Source organism: Xanthomonas hortorum, from assembly GCF_011305375.1.
Taxonomy (GTDB): domain Bacteria; phylum Pseudomonadota; class Gammaproteobacteria; order Xanthomonadales; family Xanthomonadaceae; genus Xanthomonas; species Xanthomonas hortorum_E.
The window spans coordinates 254,518-274,204 of sequence record NZ_VCME01000011.1; the positions used below are offsets into that span (position 1 = coordinate 254,518).

Genomic DNA, 19,687 nt, shown 5'->3' on the forward strand with positions numbered 1-19,687 from the left:
CTGCAGATCTACCCAAGTGCAACGGCTCACTGGCAAAACACCGGTCTGACCGTCCTGGTCGACGCGGGATTGCCGGTACCGTCGCCGACCACTACACCAGCTGCCACGCCACGGCCGCGCAGCTGAGCGCGCTGCAGGACTGGATCGAGCTGCATCTGCCGGCAGTGGCGCCATGATCAAGCCCGCCAGCCTGCGCGCGCATCTGGTGGCGGCCTTGCCGGACCTGGCACGCGACGCCGACCGGCTGCCGGTATTCATCGACGCCGGCAGCCTGGTCAGCACGTTCCAGCCGGGGCTGTCGTTCGAGTACCAATACACGCTCAATCTGATCCTGACCGACTACGCCGGCCACCCGGACAGCGTGATGCTACCGCTGCTGGAATGGGTGCAGGTCAATCAGTCCGAGCTGCTCTCCAACCCTGCGCGCCGTGGCGACATCGCCTTCGAGGCAGACATCCTCGCCAACGATGCGGTGGATCTGTCGATCAAGTTGCCGCTGACCGAGCGCGTGGTCGTGACGGCGAAAGACGGCGGCGGGTATGACATGACGCATGCGCCCGAGCCGTTGATCGATACGACATGGATGAGCTGAGCGCGCTGAAGACCTGGGCCGCGCCGTTGCTGGCGCGCCTGCAGCCCGGCGAACGCCGCACGCTGGCGCGCAAGATCGGAACGGAACTGAGGCGCTCACAGAGCCAGCGTATCGGTAAGCAGCAAGCGCCCGATGGCTCACCTTATACACCGCGCAAGCAGCAGCTGCGGCAGAAGTCTGGACGCGTCAAGCGCGCGAAGATGTTTGCGAAACTGCGTCAGGCCAAGTTCTTCAAGGTCAGCGCCAGCCCCAACGCTGTGAGCGTGGGGTTTGTTGGGCGCGTGTCGCGCATTGCGCACGTGCATCAATACGGGCTGAGTGAGCAAGTGCGGTCTGGTGGTCCCAGAGCACATTATAAAAAACGCGTGTTACTGGGTCTGTCCATTGAAGACCGAAATATCATAGGGAATCAGCTCCTGAATCACTTGGGCGGGTGAAGAAGGCAAGTCAGGAGCATTACAGCTCGAGCGCATTGCACGAGCAATGATGACCACGCGCACATTCGAGACGCCAGGTTTTTGACGCGGAAAGAAAATGTGGGTAGGTTGACATCGGGGAGGCAACGGAATGCTGCGCCGATCCGGGGCTTTCCCGTCCCCCGAAATCAAGGAGTGATGTCATGGAATCGAAATTTGACCGCAACAGGTCTAGCAAGCTCACCAACCTGCGCACCGCCTGTCTCGTATTCTCGCTCTCAGCTGGAATGCTCGCTACGATGCCGGTTATGGCCCAGCAGGTGTTGCCAAATGTTGCCAATCTCTCAGCGGATCAGCGCACCGAGCTCAGCAAATTATTGAAAGCAGAGCTCCAAAAGACTATAGCTAGTCAGAAGCGCCTCCCTGGTCAGGTCGTGTCGCCTGTTGATGTTCGCTTCGATAGTAAAACTGGAATGGTTCTAATCGAGCTTGGCAAAGGATTTGTCCCGAAGGGAGATAGCCACATCTCGGGTGAACTAGAAGATCAGTTACATCAGATAACCGGCGTTGCCACGGAAATACTCACTGGCAATTTAAGCTTTACGGGAACATCTTGTACTTTTGGTGGAATTTCTACAGACAAATTGTTCCCTCAAGAAAAGTGGGAACCGAGCAATAAGAAGCAGACAATTTCTCCAAGCGCAGAGGCACAGGCTCCTGTGGTGGTTTCGGCAGGACACGGTCGCACTAAAGCAAAAGGTGGCGGCTGGGGCTGGCAGCGGGAGCTGATTAATGGTTGGCATGAAGACGTAGACAACCCAACCCTCGCCAGCAAGCTTGCTACACACCTCCAGACTAGAAGTAAGGAAGCTGTGGCATTCCCGCGCTCAACATCGGAAACAATTGAATCCGCCACAAAGCTTGCTTGGTGGAAGTTGGCGGCAAAATACCATCTTGCCAGGATACTGCCGAACGAAAAAGATATGTGGGGATCGCTTCCCACCGATGAGATCGGATCAGATATTCGATCGCGACCGAGATACGCACGATATCTGAAAGCCAAGGCCATCGTGAGCTTACACACTGATGCCGGATCAACGACAGGCACCGGATCAAAGATCTTATATGCAACAGGTAGCGCGTCCAGCAAGCTACTCGCCGATGCCGTGTCTTGCTCGATGAAAGAGGTCATCAATGCTACTCCAGGCTATGAGCAATGGCTGGTTCGCGCGGCGGAAGCGTCGACCGAATATGGTGAGAACACGCATGCGGTCGAAGTACCTGCAGTACTGGTCGAAGTTGGATTTCATTCAAACCCCGTAAACGCGACGGCTCTCTTAGACCCTGTTTTTCAAGACGCAGCCATGCGCGGCATTGAAAAAGGCTATCGTGTAAATCGCGACGGGAAGACGTGTGTCGCTCAGAAGCTGACGGTTCCCAATACTTCGGCTGTGGTGAACGGCCCGAAGATCACTATCGCGACCAACTTCGTAGGAAACCCACAGTTTCCGCTGGCGTACGAAAGAAAATTCACAACATGCCCCAGCGGCTGGACATGTCCTTCTTTTAGCAAGACATATGCGACTGAGCAAGCATCACCATTGACAAATGAGTGGTACTGCACCGGATCAAGTAGCACGAAGACGACTTCATTTGAAATGCTGACCACTGTTGTCGACGCTGATGGTGTGAAGACAGAAGCAAAAAGCACTTTCACCTGCAAGGCCGTCACCTAAAATTTTTAAGTGGCGACTGGTATTTTACCTATTTACAGACTACCCCGTTAGATAATTTCGCTCCAAGTGCCTAAGATCATCTCTTCGGTTCTTGGAGCGATTATGGCTTCGTTTACTGCTGTCGATCTCTCTAAGCTGCAAGCGCCAGACCTTACCGAGGCACTGGACTTCGAGGCTATATTTTCCGAGGCGCTTGCCCAATTTCGTCGACTGATGCCGGAGTTCTCCGCGCTCACGGAAGCCGATCCGGTCTACAAGCTCCTGCAGCTGTTTGCCGCTCGCGAGTTGCTGATCCGCCAGCGCGCCAACGACAAGGTACAGAAAACCATGCTGGCCTTCACCACCGGCACCAACCTCGATTACCTGGGCGCGCCCTTTGGCGTCGCACGACTGATGCTCAATCCGGGCCAAACGGAGACCGGCATTGCACCGTCCTTTGAGTCGGACGTGGACTTCCGCCGCCGCATCCAGCGGGCACCGGCGGGCTTCAGTGTTGCTGGCCCCAAGAGCGCATGCATCTATCACGCGCTCAGTACAGCGGCCGGTGTCATGGATGCCAGTGCCATCATCCAGCCCGCGGGCGTGGCACTGAGCAAGAAGCGGCGGAAGATTGGACGTGTCGATGATAGGAGCTTCTTCAGCGATGCGCCGACGCAGTTGGACCTTGAAACTATGCATGGCGGGGCTCCTTCGAGCTGCGGCGATGCAGCCATGGGCGCAGACATCGGTCCTTGCTCGTAATACGCTGGCGCCACGCCTGCCGATCTGGCAGTGCGTGAACGACTCGACCAACCCGCACAGGAGCGACAAGCCGATGCAGTGGATTTCCCTCGCGTTGCGAATCCCGCGCAGGCGGATGTTGCAATCAATCGTCGCCGCTGCATTGATAACGAACGCACTTGCCGCATCGGCTGCCGAGGTCAAGGTGAGCGGTACGCTGCGCGTGGACCAGCCCGGTGCGCAGGTGTCGCGTCAGCTGTTCGGGCAGTTCGCCGAGCATCTGGGCACCGGCATCTATGGCGGGGTGTGGGTCGGCGCGGACTCGCCCATCCCCAATACGCGTGGCTATCGCAACGATGTGGTGGCCGCGTTGAAGGCGATCGCAGTCCCGAACATTCGCTGGCCCGGCGGCTGTTTTGCCGACGAATACCATTGGCGCGATGGCGTCGGTGCGCCGGCCAAACGCCCGATCAGCATCAACACGCACTGGGGCGGCGTGGAAGAGTCCAACCGGTTCGGCACCCACGAGTTCATGAACTTTACCGAGCTGCTTGGCACCCAGGCGTATATCGCCGGCAACGTGGGCAATGCGGCGCCTGATGAAATCGCGCAGTGGGCCGAGTACATGACCGCGCCCACGCGCTCGAGCCTGGCCGAGGAGCGCCGGGCCAATGGCCGCGATGCGCCGTGGCAGGTGCCCTACTTCGGCGTGGGCAACGAGCTGTGGGGCTGCGGCGGCAATATGCGCGTGGAATATGCGGCCGACGTGTATCGGCGCTACCAGACCTTCGTCAAGGCGCCGGTCAATCAGAAGATCCTCAAGATCGCGCCCGGCCCCAACAACGACGATTATCACTGGACCGAAGTGATGATGCGCGAGGCCGGCACGTTGATGGACGGCCTGAGCCTGCACTACTACACCGTGCCCGGTGGCTGGCCGCCACGCGCCTCGTCCACCAATTTCGACGAAGCCGCCTGGATCGATACGCTGTCGCGCACGCTGGTGATGGACGAGCTGATCACCAAACACAGCGCGATCATGGACCGCTACGATCCGGACAAGAAAGTGGCGCTGGTCGTGGACGAATGGGGCACCTGGTACGCCGGCCTGCCCGAGGCGAACCCGGGCTTTCTGCATCAGCAAAACAGCCTGCGCGATGCGCTGGTGGCGTCGTTGAATATCGACATCTTCAGTGCGCATGCCGAGCGCGTGCGCATGGCCAATATCGCGCAGATGGTCAACGTGCTGCAGGCGATGATCCTCACCGACGGGGACAAGATGGTGCTGACGCCCACCTACCACGTGTTCGCGCTGTACAAGCCTTACCAGGACGCCACCTACCTGCCACTGCACTTGCAGACGCCCGAGTACCGCCACGGCGATGTGCATGTGCCAGCCGTGCACGGCTCGGCGGTCAAAGCCAAGGATGGGCATGTGTATGTCGCGCTGACCAATCTGGATGCGAACTCGGCGGCGAGCGTGAGCGTGCAGGTAGAAGGTCTTTCGCCGAGCAGCGTGGAGGGACAGATCCTCACTGCGCCGGCGATCACCGCGCACAACACCTTCGCCCAGCCACATGCGGTGGAGCCGAAAGCGTTCAAGGGAGCGCGCGTGCAAGGCAAGGCGTTGAGCGTTGCGCTGCCGGCGCATTCGATTGTGATGCTCAAGCTGGAGTGAGCGATGGTGATGGCAAACGCGTTGACTGAAAGCTGGCGGCGCGCTTGATTGTCATGTTCAAGCTGGAATGAGCAACGGCGGCAGCGGTAGCTGCCGCCGTTGTAGTTGATCAAGAACGATGACTTCGGGCTGCACTTTTCAAAGTGGACCGCTTGCAAGCAACTTGGCACGCATTTGCGAGTCAACGCATCACGCCTTTGTGCGCTTTATTGACCAGAGCGCAGGGCACAAAGGTTTGCAACTCAGATGCTGGCTATGCACCGGTTGCTGCTTGAGCCGGCGCAGATGTCAGCGCTGGCTCGGCAATGCGCCACTCCGCCGGCAGGCGTTCGAGTACGTGGTCCATAAAGGCGCGCACCTTTGGAGTGAAGTCGCGGCGGTCGGCGACGCACAGGTAGATCCGCAGCGGTTCTGGCGCGGCCTGCGTGGTTCCGCGGGTCTCGGGCACGAACAGCGGCTGCAGCTGACCGCGCTGCAGATACGGCTGCACGACATACGCGGCCAGTCGTGCAATGCCGCCGCCGGCGGCGGCCATGGTGGCGAGCGCATCGATATCGTCGCTGACCATCGCCTTGCCCAGCTCCGGCTGGAAGCGCACGCCATTGCGGACGAAGTTCCAAGGCAGGCAACGCCCGTCCACCGGGTAACGCAGCAACAGGCAGTGGTGGTATTTCAATTCATCCGGGGTCTGCGGCGTACCGCAACGGGCCAGGTACTGCGGTGCCGCGCAGACCACCAATGGCACCTGCGCGATGCAGCGCGCCACCAGGCCGTCTTCCAGCTGCGCTTCGATGCGCAGGCTGACGTCCACGCTTTCCTGCGCGTGCTGCACGGCGCGGTCGGTGCACAACAGCTCGATCTCCAGTTGCGGATAGCGCTGGCGCAGCGCCGGCAACATCGGGGCGAGCACATGGCGCGCAAATGCGGCGGTGCTGGCCACGCGCAAGCGCCCGGCCGGGGCCTGCTGCGGACCGGCGACCGATTGCCGCGCGCGTTCCAGGTCGCGCTCCAGCTGCCGCACCTGTTCGAAGTACAGCGTGCCGCGCTCGGTGAGTGCCAGGCTGCGCGTGGTCCGGTGCAGCAGGCGCACGCCCAGATGCTGCTCCAGCCGCGCGATGTTCTGGCTGACCGCAGCCGCGCTGACGCCCAGCAACTTGGCACCACCGGCAATGCTGCCGGCATCGACGGTGCTGACAAAACTACGGATGGACTGAAGAATGTTCATTGTTGAGGCAAGTATTACCAAACGATTCGTAAGTTTTTCTTACGTAAGCCACAAGGCTACGCGATCTACCCCGGCCGCGGTGGCGTCTCTACAGTGCCCTTCACGCCGCGGTTGTGCGGCAGTCGAGGCCATCTCATGTCGTCATCTCCACCCTCCTCCCCGTTGGCGCGACCGCGCTGGAAACTCGGTGTGCGCGCCACCCCGTTCGTGTTCGCGTTCTACATGGCGGCGATCATGGCCTTGCTGATGTGCCTGGTCATCACCGGCGCCAACACCGGGCTGGCACCCGGCTATCTGTGGCGCGTGCTGGACGCCTACCGCATTGCGATGCCCACCGCGTTCTGTTGCGTATTGGTAGTGCGGCCACTGGTGATACGCCTGGTGACGTGGACGGTGCAGGCGGGGCATTGAGGTGTGCGTGGACGCGCATGGCGCCATTCGCAGACAGGTGCTGCCGCGCAGCACGGCACAGACCGCGTTTGCGACCGCCGTCATGCCAATGATCGATCATTCCGGAATGAACACCACGGAACTGAAACACGCCCGACAATTGCTTTGACACTGAAGGAACCGCTGCCCAGCGTCGCTCTCCACGGACGTGAGTCCGCCTTTTGGGAAAGCACGCATGAACACGCTACGCAATGTCGCTGTGCAGTTCGCTGTTGTGTTGGGCATGGCGCTGGCGCCGAGTGCGCAGGCGCAAACCCTGGTATGGGAAGACAACTTCAACGGGCCGGGCATCGACGGCAACAAATGGACCTACGATGTCGGTAACGGCTGCCAGATCGGTTTATGCGGTTGGGGCAATGGCGAAATGCAGTACTACACCAGCCGTGCCGAAAATGCGCGTATCGATAATGGCCGGCTGGTGATCGAGGCGCGGCGCGAAGCGTTTCAGGGTATGCCATTCACCTCGGCACGGCTCAAGACCGAAGGCCGCATGCACTTCTCATACGGCACGCTGGAAGCGCGCATCAAGACGCCGGTGGTCGGCAACGGGCTGTGGCCGGCGTACTGGATGCTGGGCACGATCGGCGTGTGGCCCGGCCGTGGCGAAATCGATCTGATGGAGGCCGGCATGGCTGCGGCAGTCGCCGCCGGCACCGCCAACCGCCGCATCGGCGCGGCCGTGCATTGGGACTACAACGGCGCGCAAGCCGACTACGACACCAGCTATACCAGCCCGGTAAATCTGCACAACGACTTCCATGTGTACCGGATGACCTGGGACCCGCAATTCATCCGCGTGTCGATCGACGGCCAGCAGTACTTTGAATTTGCGATCTCCAACATCCAAGGCGCCTCGTTGCACGAATTCCACCAGCAGCACTATCTGCTACTCAATCTTGCGGTGGGCGGCACCTATACCGGCATTACCTCGCCTGCTGCGGTGACGGCGCCGCTACCGGGCAAGATGGAGATCGATTACATCCGGCTGTATCAAAACCCAGGCGCGCAGTTGTATGTCGGCGCGCAACATGCAGCGCCTGCGGGGCGCTTCGGTGTATTCACCGAGCAAAGCGATACCAGTGCGCGGCTGACGTTCGGCCAGGATGCCGAGCTGTACTTATGGAACAACCTCACCCCGATTGCGCAGGCCCCATTCGAAGGCCGCAACGTGATGGCGTACCGCGCCAATGCCGGTGCGTGGTACGGCTTGGGCATCCAGACCGACTATCGCAATATGGCCGCGTATGCGGGCGGCGCACTGAAACTGCAGGTTAAAACCACTACTTCTTCGACCTTCAAGATCGGCATCAACACCAGTTTCGGCGACAGCTGGGTGGACTTCGCCGCGGGCGGCAATCAATACGGATTGGTGCGCGATGGCGCCTGGCATGAAGTCAGCATCCCCTTCAGTGCGTTCTACGATCTGGATCTGCAGGCGGTCAAACAACTGTTCATGCTGGTGGCCGATCCACCGGCCGCGCCAGTGGAGATCGCCATCGACAAGGTGTACTACCAGAGCCGTTGAACCGGCCGCGCGAGCTGGATGCAGCCAACGTTTAGGCGCTGGCTGCAACGCCTTTGAGCATGTCGATCAGCTGACGCAGGCGGTAGGGCTTGGGCAGAAAATCCACCTGCGGCGGCAGTGGCGGCAACTGCGCCCTGGCAAATCCGGACGCCAGGATGATGCGCGCCTGCGGCAGCAGTTGCGTCACCTGCTCGCTCAGCTCGATGCCCGACATGCCGTTGGGCATGCGGATATCGCTGAACACCACATCGTAAGGGCCGTTCTCGCGCAGCATGCGCAATGCGCTGTGCCCATCGTCGGCGGTGTCGACGGTGATGCCGGCATCGCGCAGTGCCTCGCCGATCAGTTCGCGTAACTCTTCTTGGTCCTCAACCATCAGCAAGCGCAGGGATTCAGTCATTCTCGGCGTCCTCGATGGCCGGGAGAAACAAAGTCACGGTGGTGCCGTGTCCGGGTGCGGTTTCAAGCTCGACAAAACCACCGGATTGTGACGCGAAGCCGAACACCTGGCTCAAGCCCAGGCCGGCGTTCTTGCCTGCATCCTTGGTGGTGAAAAACGCGTCGCCAGCGCGCTGCGCGACATCCGCCGGCATGCCGCTGCCATTATCGCGCACCGCAACGCTGATGTACCTGCACTGTGCAGCGTGCGGCTCCGACGGTGCGGCACGCCGTTGTACGGCGGTGACCAGCACGATCGTACCGCCATCGGGCATGGCATCGCAGCTATTGAAGACCAGGTTGAGCAATGCGGCGTCCAATTGACCTGGGTCCACACGTACATCCGGCAATGTCTGGGCCAATTCAAGCGAGAGGCCAAGGCCGGCCGGGCACGCACGCTGCAGCAGTTCCAACGCGCCGGTCACGATTGCATTGACTGCATGGCGTTGCGGCGGCGATTGCTGCCCGCGTGCGAAGGCGAGCACGTGGCGTGTCAGCAAGGTGCCCCGCTCCACTGCCGTCTGCGCAGCGCCCAGCAAGGTGCGCAGACGCGCATCCTCGCCCGCACGTCGCGAGATCAAATCCAGGCTGGTCGCCATCACGGTCAGCAGATTGTTGAAGTCATGCGCCATGCCCCGCGTCAACCGGCCCAGCGCCTGGCTGCGTTGCGCCTGCGCCAGCACCTGCTGCGATTGCTGCGCTGCATGGCGTTCGCTGATATCGCAAGTTGCCACGGCAAAACCCACCAGCACATCGACTTCCAACACCGGCTCGATCACCACGCGGGCAAGGAATTGGCTGCCATCCTTGTGCAAGCGCCAGCCTTCTGCAGCAGCGCGCCCATCGCGCTTGGCGACCTCCAGCAGGTGTGCCGGCTCGCCGCGCTGTGCATCTTCGGGCACAAAAAAACGCGAAAAATGCGTCTCCATGACCTCGGGGACGGCGTAGCCGTGGATTCGCTCTGCAACGGTATTCCAGCTACGCACATGGCCGCCCGTATCGAGCGTGTAGATCGCGCAATCGCACATGCTCTCGAGCAACAGCTGGCACTGCCGGCTGTTGTGAGAAAGCGGCCCGACGGTGTCGGTGGCCGTTTCCGCATCCATCACGCGATGTTTCCCCCTGGAAAGCGCGCGAACATAGTGACGGATACGTGAAGGCGATGTGCAAGCCAACCCGGCCGGAAAGCGTCAAATTTCCGGCGATTTACGCGTGAAAGTTATCGGCTAACATGACCGCCCTCCCACCTCGGTCCGCGCGCCTCATGCAGAACATCTCGACCACACGCGACCGCTGGGTGTGGGTCATCGCGGGGGCCTTGATGGCTGCGACGCTCGCTGTGGAATTGGTCACACCGCTTGGCTATGCGGTGTGGCTGACTTACTTCGTCGCGGTTGGGGTGACGGTGTTTCAAAACCGCACGCAGGTGCCATTGATCGTGGCCGTACTGTCGTGCGTATTGTTGGCAGTGGGTTTCAATCTGGCGCCGGCCAGCACCAATTCCAGTTTTTCGTCGATCAACCGCAGCATCGGTGGCGTGTCGTTCCTGGCGATGGCGCTGGTGGTGACGCAGGCGATCCGCGCGCGGCGTCAGGCCGAATTCGCGCTGTGGCTGCAGCAGGCAGAGAACACGGTCGAAGCGAGTTTGCGCGGCGATCAAAGCCCGGAAGCGTTGGCCGATGCTGCCGTGCGCGCACTGTGCGACACACTGGATGCGCAGGTGGGCGCGCTGTATCGCATCGAAGGCGAGCGCCTGCGTTTGACCGGTGGCACCGCGCTTCCGGCCGACATGCCCAAGACACTGCCGACCAACACCGGGCAACTGGGCGACGCCTTGCAGCGTGGCGCGGTGCGCCGCGTGCGTGGCGTGGATGCAGGACATCTGCAGATCGCCTCCAGCCTGGGCAAGAGCAGTTGCCAGGAACTGCTGCTGGCACCTGTCACGGCCGATGGCCGTGTGATCGGCATCGTCGAACTTGGCCGCGTGACCGACCCGCGCACTGCCGGTTCGCGCGAGCAGGAACTGCTGGCACGCTGTGGCGAGAACATCGGCCTGGCCTTGCGCACCGCGTTGTTGCGCGCGCAGCTGGTGGCCTTGCTGGAAGAAACCCAGCGCCAGAGCGAAGAACTGCAGACCCAGCAGGAAGAGCTGCGCGTGACCAACGAAGAGTTGGAAGAGCAAAGCCGCAGCCTGCAACAATCGCAAAGCGATCTGGAACAGCAGCAGGCCGAGCTGGAACAGACCAACGTGCAGCTGGAAGAACGCACCCAGGCACTGGAGGCGCAGAAGCAGGCCTTGCTGGTTGCGCAGAACCAGCTGGTGCGCAATAGCAACGAGCTCTCCACCGCCTCGCGTTACAAGTCCGAATTTCTGGCCAACATGTCGCACGAGTTGCGCACCCCGCTCAACAGCGCGCTGATCCTGGCCAAGCTGCTGGCCGACAACAAGGACGGCACGCTCAGCCCCGAGCAGGTGAAATATGCGCAGGCGATTCTCTCTTCCAACAACGATCTGCTGGCGCTGATCAACGACATTCTGGATTTGTCCAAGATCGAAGCCGGGCATGTGGAACTGGCTGACGACACCATCGCCACCAGCTCGGTGCTGCAGCGCCTGCGCGAAACCTTCGAGCCACTGGCACGGCAAAAAGGTCTTGCGTTGCAGATCACGGCCGACGCCGATGCACCGACGCAACTGGTCATGGATAGTCAGCGTCTGCAGCAGATTCTCAAGAACCTGCTGGCCAATGCGATCAAGTTCACCGAGCACGGCAGCGTCAGTCTGTCGATCCAGGCGCAGGCGCCGGGACGCGTGCTGTTCAAGGTCCAGGACACTGGCATCGGCATTGCGCGCGAACAGACCGAGATCATCTTCGAGGCGTTCCGTCAGGCCGATGGCAGTACGCGCCGTCGCTATGGCGGCACCGGCCTGGGGCTGTCGATCTCGCGCGATCTGGCGCAGCGCATGGGCGGCAGCATCCGTGTGGACAGCGAGCCGGGACGCGGCAGTTGCTTCACGCTGGAATTGCCGACCGATGGCGCACCGGCCGAGGGTGTGACTGTTGCGGAAAGGCCTGCGCCGCCGGCGTCGCTTAACACCGCGCAAGCAGCGCAGAACACCAGCGGCATGGCGATGGCATCTCGTCTTGGCGAGCAGGCTGTGCTTGCGTCCAGCGCCTTGCCGCTGCCGATTCCGGCAGCAAGTGCAGCGCCGCTCCAGCGCGCCGACGACGATCGCGATCAACGCAGCCGTCCGGGCCGGCTGATCCTGGCGGTGGAAGACGACACGCGTTTTGCCCAGGCCCTGGTCGATCTGGCGCATGAGCTGGACTTCGATTGCGTGGTGGCACCCAGCGCCGAAGAAGCGCTGCAGCTGGCGGCGGACCTGCGCCCCAGCGGCATTCTGCTCGACATCGGCCTGCCGGATGCCTCCGGGCTCAGCGTGCTGGAGCGGCTCAAGCGCGATCCGGCAACGCGGCACATCCCGGTGCATGTGGTCTCGGCGATGGAGCGCAGCCAGATTGCGCTGGAACTCGGTGCGGTGGGCTATCTGATCAAGCCGGCCACGCGCGAGCTGCTGGCCGGCGCAATCCGCCAGCTGGAAGACACCAATGCACGCGCCGTGCGCCGCTTGTTGATCGTCGAAGACGACAGCGCGCTGCGTGCGAACCTGGAACTGCTGCTGGCGCGCGATCAATTGGAAATCGTCGCGGTGGGCAGCATTGCCGAAGCAATGCAGCAACTGGCCGGCTCCACCTTCGATTGCATGGTCACCGATCTGGCGCTGCCCGACGGCAGTGGCTACGACCTGCTCGAACGCATGGCCGGCAACGATGCGGTCGCGTTCCCGCCGGTGATCGTCTACACCGGGCGCGCACTCACACGCGACGAAGAACAACGCCTGCGCCGTTATTCCAAGAGCATCATCATCAAGGGCGTGCGCTCGCCGGAGCGCCTGCTCGACGAAGTGACGCTGTTCCTGCACAGCGTGGAAGCCTCGTTGCCCAGCGACCAGCAACGCCTGCTGCGTGAAGCGCGCCGCCGCGATGCGGTGCTGGATGGCGCCACCGTGCTGTTGGCCGAAGACGATGTGCGCAATATCTTTGCGCTCTCCAGCGTGCTCGAACCGCTGGGCGTGACGTTGCAGATCGCACGCAATGGCCGCGAGGCGCTGGAACATCTGGCCAGGCACGAAGTGGATCTGGTGCTGATGGACATCATGATGCCGGAGATGGATGGCCTCACTGCGATGCGCCAGATCCGTGCCAATCGTCAGTGGCAGGATCTGCCGATCATTGCGCTGACCGCCAAGGCCATGGCCGACGATCGCGAACGCTGTCTTGAGGCCGGTGCCAACGACTACATCGCCAAGCCCATCGACGTGGACAAGCTGGTGTCGCTGTGCCGGGTGTGGTGCTCGCGGCAATGACTGCAGTGGAGCTGTTCGATCTGGAGCTGCGGGTGCTGCTGGAAGCGGTGTACCAGCGCTATCACTACGACTTCCGCGATTACGCGGTGTCCTCGTTGCGTCGACGCATGCGCCACGCCATGGGCCGCTTCGATTGCGCCCGCGTGGCCGATCTGCAGCATCGCCTGCTGCACGAGCCGGAGACGTTTGCGCAGGCGATGCAGTTCTTCACCGTGCAGGTGTCGGAGATGTTCCGCGACCCGGCGTATTTCCGCTGTTTGCGCGAGCACGCGGTGCCGGTATTGCGCACCTATCCCTCGATCAAACTCTGGGTGGCCGGCTGCAGCACCGGTGAAGAAGTCTGGTCGCTGGCGATCCTGCTGCACGAAGAAGGCCTGCTGGAAAAAGCGGTGATCTACGCCACCGACATCAATCCCGAAGCGCTGGGCATGGCCGAAGCCGGCGCCTTCGGCATCGACCGCATTGCGCAGTTCAGCCGCAATTATCTGGAGGCCGGCGGCCGTGGGTCGCTGTCCGACTACTACACCACCGCCTACGACGGCGCGGTGTTCGATCGCCGCCTCAAGCGCCACATCGTGTTTGCCGATCACAGCCTGGCCACCGATACGGTGTTCTCCGAAGTGCATCTGGTGTCGTGCCGCAACGTGCTGATCTACTTCAACCGCACCCTGCAGGATCGCGCAGTGGGTCTGTTCCATGATGCGCTGGTGCACCGTGGTTTTCTGGGTCTGGGCAGCAAGGAATCGCTGCAGTTCGGCGCGCATGCGCAGGCCTTCGAAACCGTGGCCCGCGAGCAACGTCTGTTTCGGAAGGCGGCATGAGCGGCGCGCATGGGTGGCAGCACTTCGAGGCGATCGTGGTCGGTGCATCGGCCGGCGGTGTGATGGCGTTGCAGGCGTTGCTGTCCAGCCTGCCTGCGGAGTTGCCGATGCCGGTGTTGGTGGTGCTGCATCTGCCACGCGACCGCACCAGCCATCTTGCCGAATTGATGGATGCACGCTGCGCCTTGCCGGTGCGCGAGGCAGAGGACAAGCAACCGCTGCTCGCCGGCACTGTGACCATCGCCCCGCCCGACTATCATCTACTGGTGGAAAACCGCGACAGCCTGGCGTTGTCGATGGATGCCCCGGTGCTGTTCTCGCGCCCGGCGATCGACCCCTTGTTCGAATCGGCCGCCGATGTCTTCGGGTCGCGCCTGCTGGCGATCCTGCTCACCGGTGCCAGCAGCGATGGCAGCGCTGGCGTGGCGGCGGTACGCGCGGTCGGCGGCACCGCCTGGATCCAGCTGCCCGACGACGCGGCGTCTCCCTTGATGCCCGCCTCCGCCATCGCCCACGCCGGTGCCGATGCGGTGCTCACCTTGCAGGCGATCTGCAGCCGATTGGAGACTTTCCACCGATGAATCTCACCGCGACCGGTCTGGCTGCAGACAGCACCACTACCGAACCGGCCAAGCTGCTGATCGTGGACGACGTGCCGCAGAATCTGGTGGCGATGGAAGCGCTGCTGCAGCGCGACCGCATCCAGGTACTGTGCGCAGCCTCCGGTGCGCAGGCGCTGGAACTGTTGCTCGAACACGATGTGGCGTTGGCATTGCTGGATGTGCACATGCCGGAAATGGACGGCTTTTCGCTGGCCGAACTGATGCGCGGCTCGCAGCGCACCCGGCATGTGCCGATCATTTTTTTGACGGCCTCGCCGAACGACCCGATGCGTGCGTTTCAGGGTTACGAAACCGGCGCGGTGGATTTTTTGCACAAGCCCATCGAGCCGCACGTGATCCTGAGCAAGGTCAACGTGTTCATCGAGTTGTATCAGCAGCGGCGCCTGCTCAAGGCGCGCAACGCCTCGCTGGAACGCGCGCTCACCCTCAATGAAACCATGATGGCGGTGCTGACCCACGACCTGCGCACGCCGCTGTCGGTGATTTTGCTGTGTGCCGACAAGCTGAGCCTGGATGTGGCCGCCGACGGCTCGGCTGCACGCACGCTGGAACATCTGGAAAACAGCGCGCATCGCATGGCACGCATGGTCGAGCAGCTGCTGGATTTCTCGCGTCTGCGCACCGACGGGCTGTCGATGCAGTTCGGCCCCTGCAATCTTGGCGAGGTGGCCCATAGCGTGGTGAACGAGGTGGCGCAGGCCAATCCGCACACGCCGATCGACCTGCGTAGCGAAGGCGATCTGCACGGCGACGGCGACGGCGATCGGCTGGCACAGGTGGTCTCTAATCTGGTCGGCAACGCAGTGCTGCATGGCGCGCGCCAGCCGGTGCGCGTGCACCTAGACGGACGCCAGCGCGACACGCTGCGTTTGTCGGTACGCAACGCCGGCCACATCCCCGACAGTCTGATGCCGCGTCTGTTCGAGCCATTCAAGGCCAGCTTCCACGCAAGCCAGGGCTTGGGCCTGGGTTTGTTTATCGCAGATCAGTTCGTCAAGGCGCATGGCGGCTCGCTGCAGGCACGCAACGAAAACGGCGATGTGGTGTTCGAAGCGACGTTGCGACGGCATAACCTGGCTGCGTCATAACGGCCATGAGGACGTCGGCCCGCTATGCTGGGTCGGCACTCACAGGTGCGGGGACGCAGCACGCAGGGCAGTTACGCGCACGGATCGTCCGATCCATGGCGGTGACGACGAGCGAGCCCATCCGTGTAGACAGGCTTTCACGTAGACCGCGCAACGCGCCGATCTGCGTGTCGCTCCCTGCCCCGCCTGTTCGTCGTTTCTACAAGGCGCACGCCGTGCGTCATGCCAGCAGAGGTGGTTCATGTCGTACATCGATGGTTTCGTCCTTGCGGTGCCCACTGCCAACAAGGACAAGTTCCTGGAGCACGCCCGCATGGGCGACAGCATGATCATGGAATACGGCGCGTTGCGCGTGGTGGAGTGCTGGGGCGATGACGTGCCGCACGGACAGCAGACCGACTTTTATCGCGCGGTCGAGGCGGCCGCGGACGAAACCGTGCTGTTCTCCTGGATCGAATGGCCGGACAAGGCCACGCGCGATGCCGGCATGCAGAAGATGATGGACGACCCGCGCATGGACCCTGCGGTCAATCCGATGCCTTACGACGGCAAGCGCATGATCTTCGGCGGCTTCGTGCCGGTGCTGGACCTGGGCCGGTCGGCCTGATCGTTGCACCACCTGGCGGCACGCCTGGACGCACATGCCACTAGGCGTGCAGCCCCGCAGTCATCGCCCCCGCACGCAGGCCTTGCGTCGCCATGGCTACACTGACAACCGCCCACGCACGCGCAGATCGCCACCGGCGCGACATGCGATGCACCGTCTCTCTTGCCTGTGGAGATCGCCGATGACCATTGCGCCGCTGCTGGTGGCCTGCCCGAGCTGCACTGCGATGAATCGCGTAGCGCAGGCGCGTCTGCGCGATGCGCCCAAGTGCGGCAGCTGCCATCAGCCGCTATTTCTAGGTGCGCCGATAGCGCTGTCCACTGTCGATTTCGACAAGCACGCGGTGCGCAGCGAGCTGCCGTTGGTGGTGGATTTCTGGGCACCGTGGTGTGGGCCGTGTCTGAGCATGGCGCCGCAATTCGCCGCAGCCGCTGCATTGCTGGAACCGCAGGTCCGGCTGGCAAAAGTGGATACCGATCTGTATCCGGTGCTGGGCACGCGTTTTGGCATCCGCAGCATTCCCACCTTGCTGGTCATCCGTGGCGGCAGCGAGCTGGGCCGTCATTCCGGTGCGGTGAGCAGCACGCAGATCGTCAGTTGGGTGCAATCGGTGTTGCGCAGCCGTTGACACAAAAGCCCGCTGCGTGCTGCACGCAGCGGGCTCGGTTGTCGCACCAAGCATCACTGCGACGCGCATGTCGCTGTGATGCTGTCAGTCGATCAGCAACTCACTGCCAGTTGACGTTGACCGACACGCCCACGATGCGCGGCTCGTTGTAGACCGCCGCCATGTAGTTCTCGATCACGCCCTTAACGTTTTTTTCGTTGGTGATGTTGCGCGCAAACGCCGCCACTTCCCACGCACCGTAGCCGCCGGTGTAACCCAGCTTGAGGCCGCCTTCGAAATTGCCGTCGGCGCGGAACTCGGTGGAGTCGTACAGCACGAAGCTGGTTTCGCCCTGCTTGTTCCAGTCGGTGGAGACGAAGAACGCGCCGTCGTTACCCACCGGAATGTCGTAACGCGCGGCCAGGTTGAGGTTGTACTTGGGCGCGTTGGGCAGCGGGTTGCCGTCGATCTGCGCAAAGGTGTTGGCGCCGACGCGGATGGTCGGGTCGTTGACCGTGCACACCACCACGCCGTTGAGCGCGCAGGCCTGCGCAAACACGCGCTTGTCCTGGATTTCGCTATGCAGCAGGCTCAGGCCGGCGGTCAGCGACAGGTTGGAGATCGGGCGCCAGTCCAGGTCCGCTTCCAGACCGTAGGCCTTGGCCTTGTCGGCATTGAACAGCACGCCATTGCCGTCCGAATCGTTGCCGTTGAGCTGGATGTCGTCGACGGTATAGGTGAAGCCGCTGACATTCAGACGCAGGCGATTGTCGAACAGGCTGCTCTTGATGCCGGCCTCCCACGACAGGATGGTTTCCGAATCGGCGGTGGTGAAGTCCGAATTGAACACCGCGCTGCGGCCCTGGATGGTGGGGCCGCGGAAGCCGCGCGCCACGCGTGCATACACGCTCAGCTCGGGATTGATTTCGTACATCGCGCTGAGATCCCAGCTGGGCTGGGTGTCGGACATGCGCACGTCGCGACGGCCACGGTATGTCACCGCACCGGCGGCGGTGTCGGCGGTCTTGAGCAGACGAGTTTCCTTGGTGTCCTTGGTCTGGCGGATGCCGGCGGTCAGGGTGAGCGCATCGGTGGCCTTGTAACTGAGCTGACCGAAGCCGGCCCACGAGGTATTGGTGTTGCGCAGCCGCACCCAGTTGTTGGGGTTGCGCGCGGCGGTCTGCAGAAAAAACGCACGCTGATAGAAATCGGTGGTGTCGCGGCCATCGAAGTAGAACGCGCCCACCTGCCATTGCAGTGCGTCGTCGCCTTCGCTGGCCAGACGCAGTTCCTGGGTGTACTGATCCAGGTCGCGGATCTGCCCCATCGACTGGCCGAAACCGTTCGGCACGCCGTTGACCGGGTAGTTCGCCGCCGCGCCGCCATCGGTGTCGCCACGGCTGTAGCCGGAGGTGGTTTCGTAGGCGGTGATGGAGGTCAGCGACACGCCGCCGAAATAGTAGATCGCCTTGATCGAGCCGCCGTCGGTTTGATACGCCTGCGGATTATTATTCGCTTCGTCGTAGGCCACGCGATCGCGCGGCACGTCGACCTTGTCGCTACCGCGCGTCACGGCATTACGCAGGAACAACGTGGAGGTGCCGTCGTAGTCGCGCGTATGCACCGAGCCCAGCAGCGAGAACGCATCGTTGGGCTTGAGCAGCACCTGCAGGCGGGCATTGCGGTCGTTGTAGCCGCCCATCGCATCCTTGCGCGGCGTGCGCGTGCCATCGGCGCTGGTGCCGGCAAAGGTGTTGTCCACCCAATCGTCGCGGTGCTGATACAAGGCCGAGACGCGGAACGACAGCACGTCGTTGATCGGCCCACCGAATCCGCCATCCAGCGACACGGTGTTGTAGCTGCCATAGCTGGCATCGACGCGGCCGGTATAGGTATCGCCGGGTTTGACCGTGTCGAACTTGACGATGCCGGCAGTGGTATTGCGGCCGAACAGGGTGCCCTGCGGGCCGCGCAGCACTTCGACCTGGTCCACGTCGTACACCGGGTTGGATTTGAGCACCACGTGTTCCAGCACCACATCGTCCTGGATGATGGACACCGGCTGCGAAGCGCCAAGATAGAAATCGATATTGCCCAGACCACGGATATAGAAGCGCGGGAAGATGCGCCCGGTGGTGGTCTCGGCATAGAAGCCCGGCACGCGGCCGGACAGTGCCAGCAAGGTGTCGTCGCCGCCTGCGGTGAACTCGCGCATCGCCGCGCCCTGCACCACGCCCACCGACACCGGCACCTCCTGCAGGTTCTGCTCGCGGTGCTCGGCGGTGACGGTGACGGTATCCAGCGCGGTCGGGCTGCCCTCGCCCTGGGTCGTCGGCGTTTGCTGCGCAGATGCGGCGGCGGCCATCGAAGCGAGCAACAGGCCGGCACAGGCGCGCGCCAGCGGCGTGCGCTGCAAGGCGGCGCAACGGCGTGCAGAAGCGTGCGTGGCGGCGGACGTCAGGGACGCGGAGACAGACGAGTACAACGACATGCGAGGTGATCCTTGGAGTAGGAGCGGCTAACAAACTATTGCGCGGCCGCCAGGCGGGCGCAGCCGGTGCTCGGAATCCTCATGTACCCACTCGTACACTCCGGTTCCTGCGCGCCTTCTGCACCCACCTGACGACCGCTCGCTACGTTTGTTAGCCACTCTAAGTAGAGTGAGGTGACGTCCGTCGGCACAGGCATGCCGGACGAAGGCGCAAGGTGGCGCCGCGCGCACGATATGTCAG

General features: G+C 62.5%; 17 protein-coding genes and 1 other RNA gene. 14 read left to right on the plus strand and 4 right to left on the minus strand.

The genetic code is table 11. The features are described 5' to 3' along the window. Window positions 1-172 precede the first annotated feature (172 nt). The 5 genes from FFY45_RS12550 (at window position 173) to FFY45_RS12570 (ending at window position 5,142) form a co-directional block, all read left to right on the plus strand. Complete coding sequence (locus FFY45_RS12550) at window positions 173-592, plus strand: phage tail protein (protein ID WP_176340677.1); 420 nt, start codon at window positions 173-175, stop codon at window positions 590-592. After that, complete coding sequence (locus FFY45_RS12555) at window positions 580-1,029, plus strand: phage virion morphogenesis protein (protein ID WP_176340678.1); 450 nt, start codon at window positions 580-582, stop codon at window positions 1,027-1,029. Before FFY45_RS12550 ends, FFY45_RS12555 begins: the two co-directional genes overlap by 13 nt. Before the next feature lie 182 nt (window positions 1,030-1,211). Further along, window positions 1,212-2,744 (plus strand): N-acetylmuramoyl-L-alanine amidase, encoded by a 1,533-nt coding sequence (locus tag FFY45_RS12560; protein WP_023903196.1) that lies wholly within the window; start codon window positions 1,212-1,214, stop codon window positions 2,742-2,744. A gap of 102 nt (window positions 2,745-2,846) precedes the next feature. Next, the gene (locus tag FFY45_RS12565) at window positions 2,847-3,485 is read left to right on the plus strand and encodes a baseplate J/gp47 family protein (protein WP_255171951.1); all 639 of its coding nucleotides are present in this window, start codon (window positions 2,847-2,849) and stop codon (window positions 3,483-3,485) included. A 73-nt stretch (window positions 3,486-3,558) separates the two neighbouring features. Next, complete coding sequence (locus FFY45_RS12570; RefSeq protein WP_176340679.1) at window positions 3,559-5,142, plus strand: alpha-N-arabinofuranosidase; 1,584 nt, start codon at window positions 3,559-3,561, stop codon at window positions 5,140-5,142. Between the two features lie 253 nt (window positions 5,143-5,395). On the opposite strand, the gene FFY45_RS12575 is transcribed toward FFY45_RS12570, so the two are convergent. After that, a complete protein-coding gene (locus FFY45_RS12575) occupies window positions 5,396-6,367 on the minus strand; it encodes a LysR family transcriptional regulator (protein WP_104550291.1) in 972 nt (323 codons plus the stop codon). A gap of 135 nt (window positions 6,368-6,502) precedes the next feature. Between FFY45_RS12575 and FFY45_RS12580 the strand changes: the two genes are divergently transcribed. Then, entirely contained in the window at window positions 6,503-6,778 is a 276-nt protein-coding gene (locus FFY45_RS12580; RefSeq protein WP_176340680.1) for a DUF2798 domain-containing protein, read from the plus strand. A 214-nt stretch (window positions 6,779-6,992) separates the two neighbouring features. Continuing rightward, a complete protein-coding gene (locus FFY45_RS12585) occupies window positions 6,993-8,342 on the plus strand; it encodes a glycoside hydrolase family 16 protein (RefSeq protein WP_176340681.1) in 1,350 nt (449 codons plus the stop codon). 31 nt (window positions 8,343-8,373) lie between these two features. On the opposite strand, the gene FFY45_RS12590 is transcribed toward FFY45_RS12585, so the two are convergent. Together FFY45_RS12590 and FFY45_RS12595 are read right to left on the minus strand one after the other, a co-directional pair. Next, window positions 8,374-8,742: a response regulator gene (locus FFY45_RS12590; protein WP_176340682.1), complete on the minus strand. Its 369-nt coding sequence runs from the start codon at window positions 8,740-8,742 to the stop codon at window positions 8,374-8,376. Next, window positions 8,735-9,886, minus strand: coding sequence for a two-component system sensor histidine kinase NtrB (locus FFY45_RS12595; RefSeq protein WP_176340683.1), 1,152 nt, complete (start codon window positions 9,884-9,886; stop codon window positions 8,735-8,737). The genes FFY45_RS12590 and FFY45_RS12595 overlap by 8 nt, the downstream gene beginning before the upstream one ends. Window positions 9,887-10,044: 158 nt before the next feature. Here FFY45_RS12595 and FFY45_RS12600 point away from each other — a divergent pair, with 158 nt between their 5' ends. The 6 genes from FFY45_RS12600 (at window position 10,045) to trxC (ending at window position 16,976) form a co-directional block, all read left to right on the plus strand. Beyond that, complete coding sequence (locus tag FFY45_RS12600; protein ID WP_176340684.1) at window positions 10,045-13,209, plus strand: response regulator; 3,165 nt, start codon at window positions 10,045-10,047, stop codon at window positions 13,207-13,209. Beyond that, complete coding sequence (locus tag FFY45_RS12605; protein WP_174705847.1) at window positions 13,182-14,030, plus strand: CheR family methyltransferase; 849 nt, start codon at window positions 13,182-13,184, stop codon at window positions 14,028-14,030. Before FFY45_RS12600 ends, FFY45_RS12605 begins: the two co-directional genes overlap by 28 nt. Beyond that, the gene (locus FFY45_RS12610) at window positions 14,027-14,611 is read left to right on the plus strand and encodes a chemotaxis protein CheB (protein WP_176340685.1); all 585 of its coding nucleotides are present in this window, start codon (window positions 14,027-14,029) and stop codon (window positions 14,609-14,611) included. Before FFY45_RS12605 ends, FFY45_RS12610 begins: the two co-directional genes overlap by 4 nt. Continuing rightward, window positions 14,608-15,741 (plus strand): hybrid sensor histidine kinase/response regulator, encoded by a 1,134-nt coding sequence (locus FFY45_RS12615; RefSeq protein WP_176340686.1) that lies wholly within the window; start codon window positions 14,608-14,610, stop codon window positions 15,739-15,741. The genes FFY45_RS12610 and FFY45_RS12615 overlap by 4 nt, the downstream gene beginning before the upstream one ends. Before the next feature lie 241 nt (window positions 15,742-15,982). Continuing rightward, the gene (locus FFY45_RS12620) at window positions 15,983-16,348 is read left to right on the plus strand and encodes a DUF1428 domain-containing protein (RefSeq protein WP_176340687.1); all 366 of its coding nucleotides are present in this window, start codon (window positions 15,983-15,985) and stop codon (window positions 16,346-16,348) included. A 181-nt stretch (window positions 16,349-16,529) separates the two neighbouring features. Beyond that, window positions 16,530-16,976: a thioredoxin TrxC gene (gene trxC, locus FFY45_RS12625; RefSeq protein WP_176340688.1), complete on the plus strand. Its 447-nt coding sequence runs from the start codon at window positions 16,530-16,532 to the stop codon at window positions 16,974-16,976. A 100-nt stretch (window positions 16,977-17,076) separates the two neighbouring features. Here the strand turns inward: trxC and FFY45_RS12630 are convergent, their stop codons facing one another. Next, a complete protein-coding gene (locus FFY45_RS12630) occupies window positions 17,077-19,446 on the minus strand; it encodes a TonB-dependent receptor (protein ID WP_176340689.1) in 2,370 nt (789 codons plus the stop codon). An 81-nt stretch (window positions 19,447-19,527) separates the two neighbouring features. Here FFY45_RS12630 and FFY45_RS12635 point away from each other — a divergent pair. After that, window positions 19,528-19,603: non-coding RNA, sX9 sRNA (locus tag FFY45_RS12635), on the plus strand. The last annotated feature ends 84 nt before the right edge of the window (window positions 19,604-19,687 follow it).

What these genes read in the sequence shown, in the direction of transcription:
- FFY45_RS12550 (WP_176340677.1), top strand. Translation starts at nt 173, where the DNA reads ATGATCAAGCCCGCCAGCCTGCGCGCGCATCTGGTGGCGGCCTTGCCG.
- FFY45_RS12555 (WP_176340678.1), top strand. Translation starts at nt 580, where the DNA reads ATGGATGAGCTGAGCGCGCTGAAGACCTGGGCCGCGCCGTTGCTGGCG.
- FFY45_RS12560 (WP_023903196.1), top strand. Translation starts at nt 1,212, where the DNA reads ATGGAATCGAAATTTGACCGCAACAGGTCTAGCAAGCTCACCAACCTG.
- FFY45_RS12565 (WP_255171951.1), top strand. Translation starts at nt 2,847, where the DNA reads ATGGCTTCGTTTACTGCTGTCGATCTCTCTAAGCTGCAAGCGCCAGAC.
- FFY45_RS12570 (WP_176340679.1), top strand. Translation starts at nt 3,559, where the DNA reads ATGCAGTGGATTTCCCTCGCGTTGCGAATCCCGCGCAGGCGGATGTTG.
- FFY45_RS12575 (WP_104550291.1), bottom strand. Translation starts at nt 6,367, where the DNA reads ATGAACATTCTTCAGTCCATCCGTAGTTTTGTCAGCACCGTCGATGCC.
- FFY45_RS12580 (WP_176340680.1), top strand. Translation starts at nt 6,503, where the DNA reads ATGTCGTCATCTCCACCCTCCTCCCCGTTGGCGCGACCGCGCTGGAAA.
- FFY45_RS12585 (WP_176340681.1), top strand. Translation starts at nt 6,993, where the DNA reads ATGAACACGCTACGCAATGTCGCTGTGCAGTTCGCTGTTGTGTTGGGC.
- FFY45_RS12590 (WP_176340682.1), bottom strand. Translation starts at nt 8,742, where the DNA reads ATGACTGAATCCCTGCGCTTGCTGATGGTTGAGGACCAAGAAGAGTTA.
- FFY45_RS12595 (WP_176340683.1), bottom strand. Translation starts at nt 9,886, where the DNA reads ATGGATGCGGAAACGGCCACCGACACCGTCGGGCCGCTTTCTCACAAC.
- FFY45_RS12600 (WP_176340684.1), top strand. Translation starts at nt 10,045, where the DNA reads ATGCAGAACATCTCGACCACACGCGACCGCTGGGTGTGGGTCATCGCG.
- FFY45_RS12610 (WP_176340685.1), top strand. Translation starts at nt 14,027, where the DNA reads ATGAGCGGCGCGCATGGGTGGCAGCACTTCGAGGCGATCGTGGTCGGT.
- FFY45_RS12615 (WP_176340686.1), top strand. Translation starts at nt 14,608, where the DNA reads ATGAATCTCACCGCGACCGGTCTGGCTGCAGACAGCACCACTACCGAA.
- FFY45_RS12620 (WP_176340687.1), top strand. Translation starts at nt 15,983, where the DNA reads ATGTCGTACATCGATGGTTTCGTCCTTGCGGTGCCCACTGCCAACAAG.
- trxC (WP_176340688.1), top strand. Translation starts at nt 16,530, where the DNA reads ATGACCATTGCGCCGCTGCTGGTGGCCTGCCCGAGCTGCACTGCGATG.
- FFY45_RS12630 (WP_176340689.1), bottom strand. Translation starts at nt 19,446, where the DNA reads ATGTCGTTGTACTCGTCTGTCTCCGCGTCCCTGACGTCCGCCGCCACG.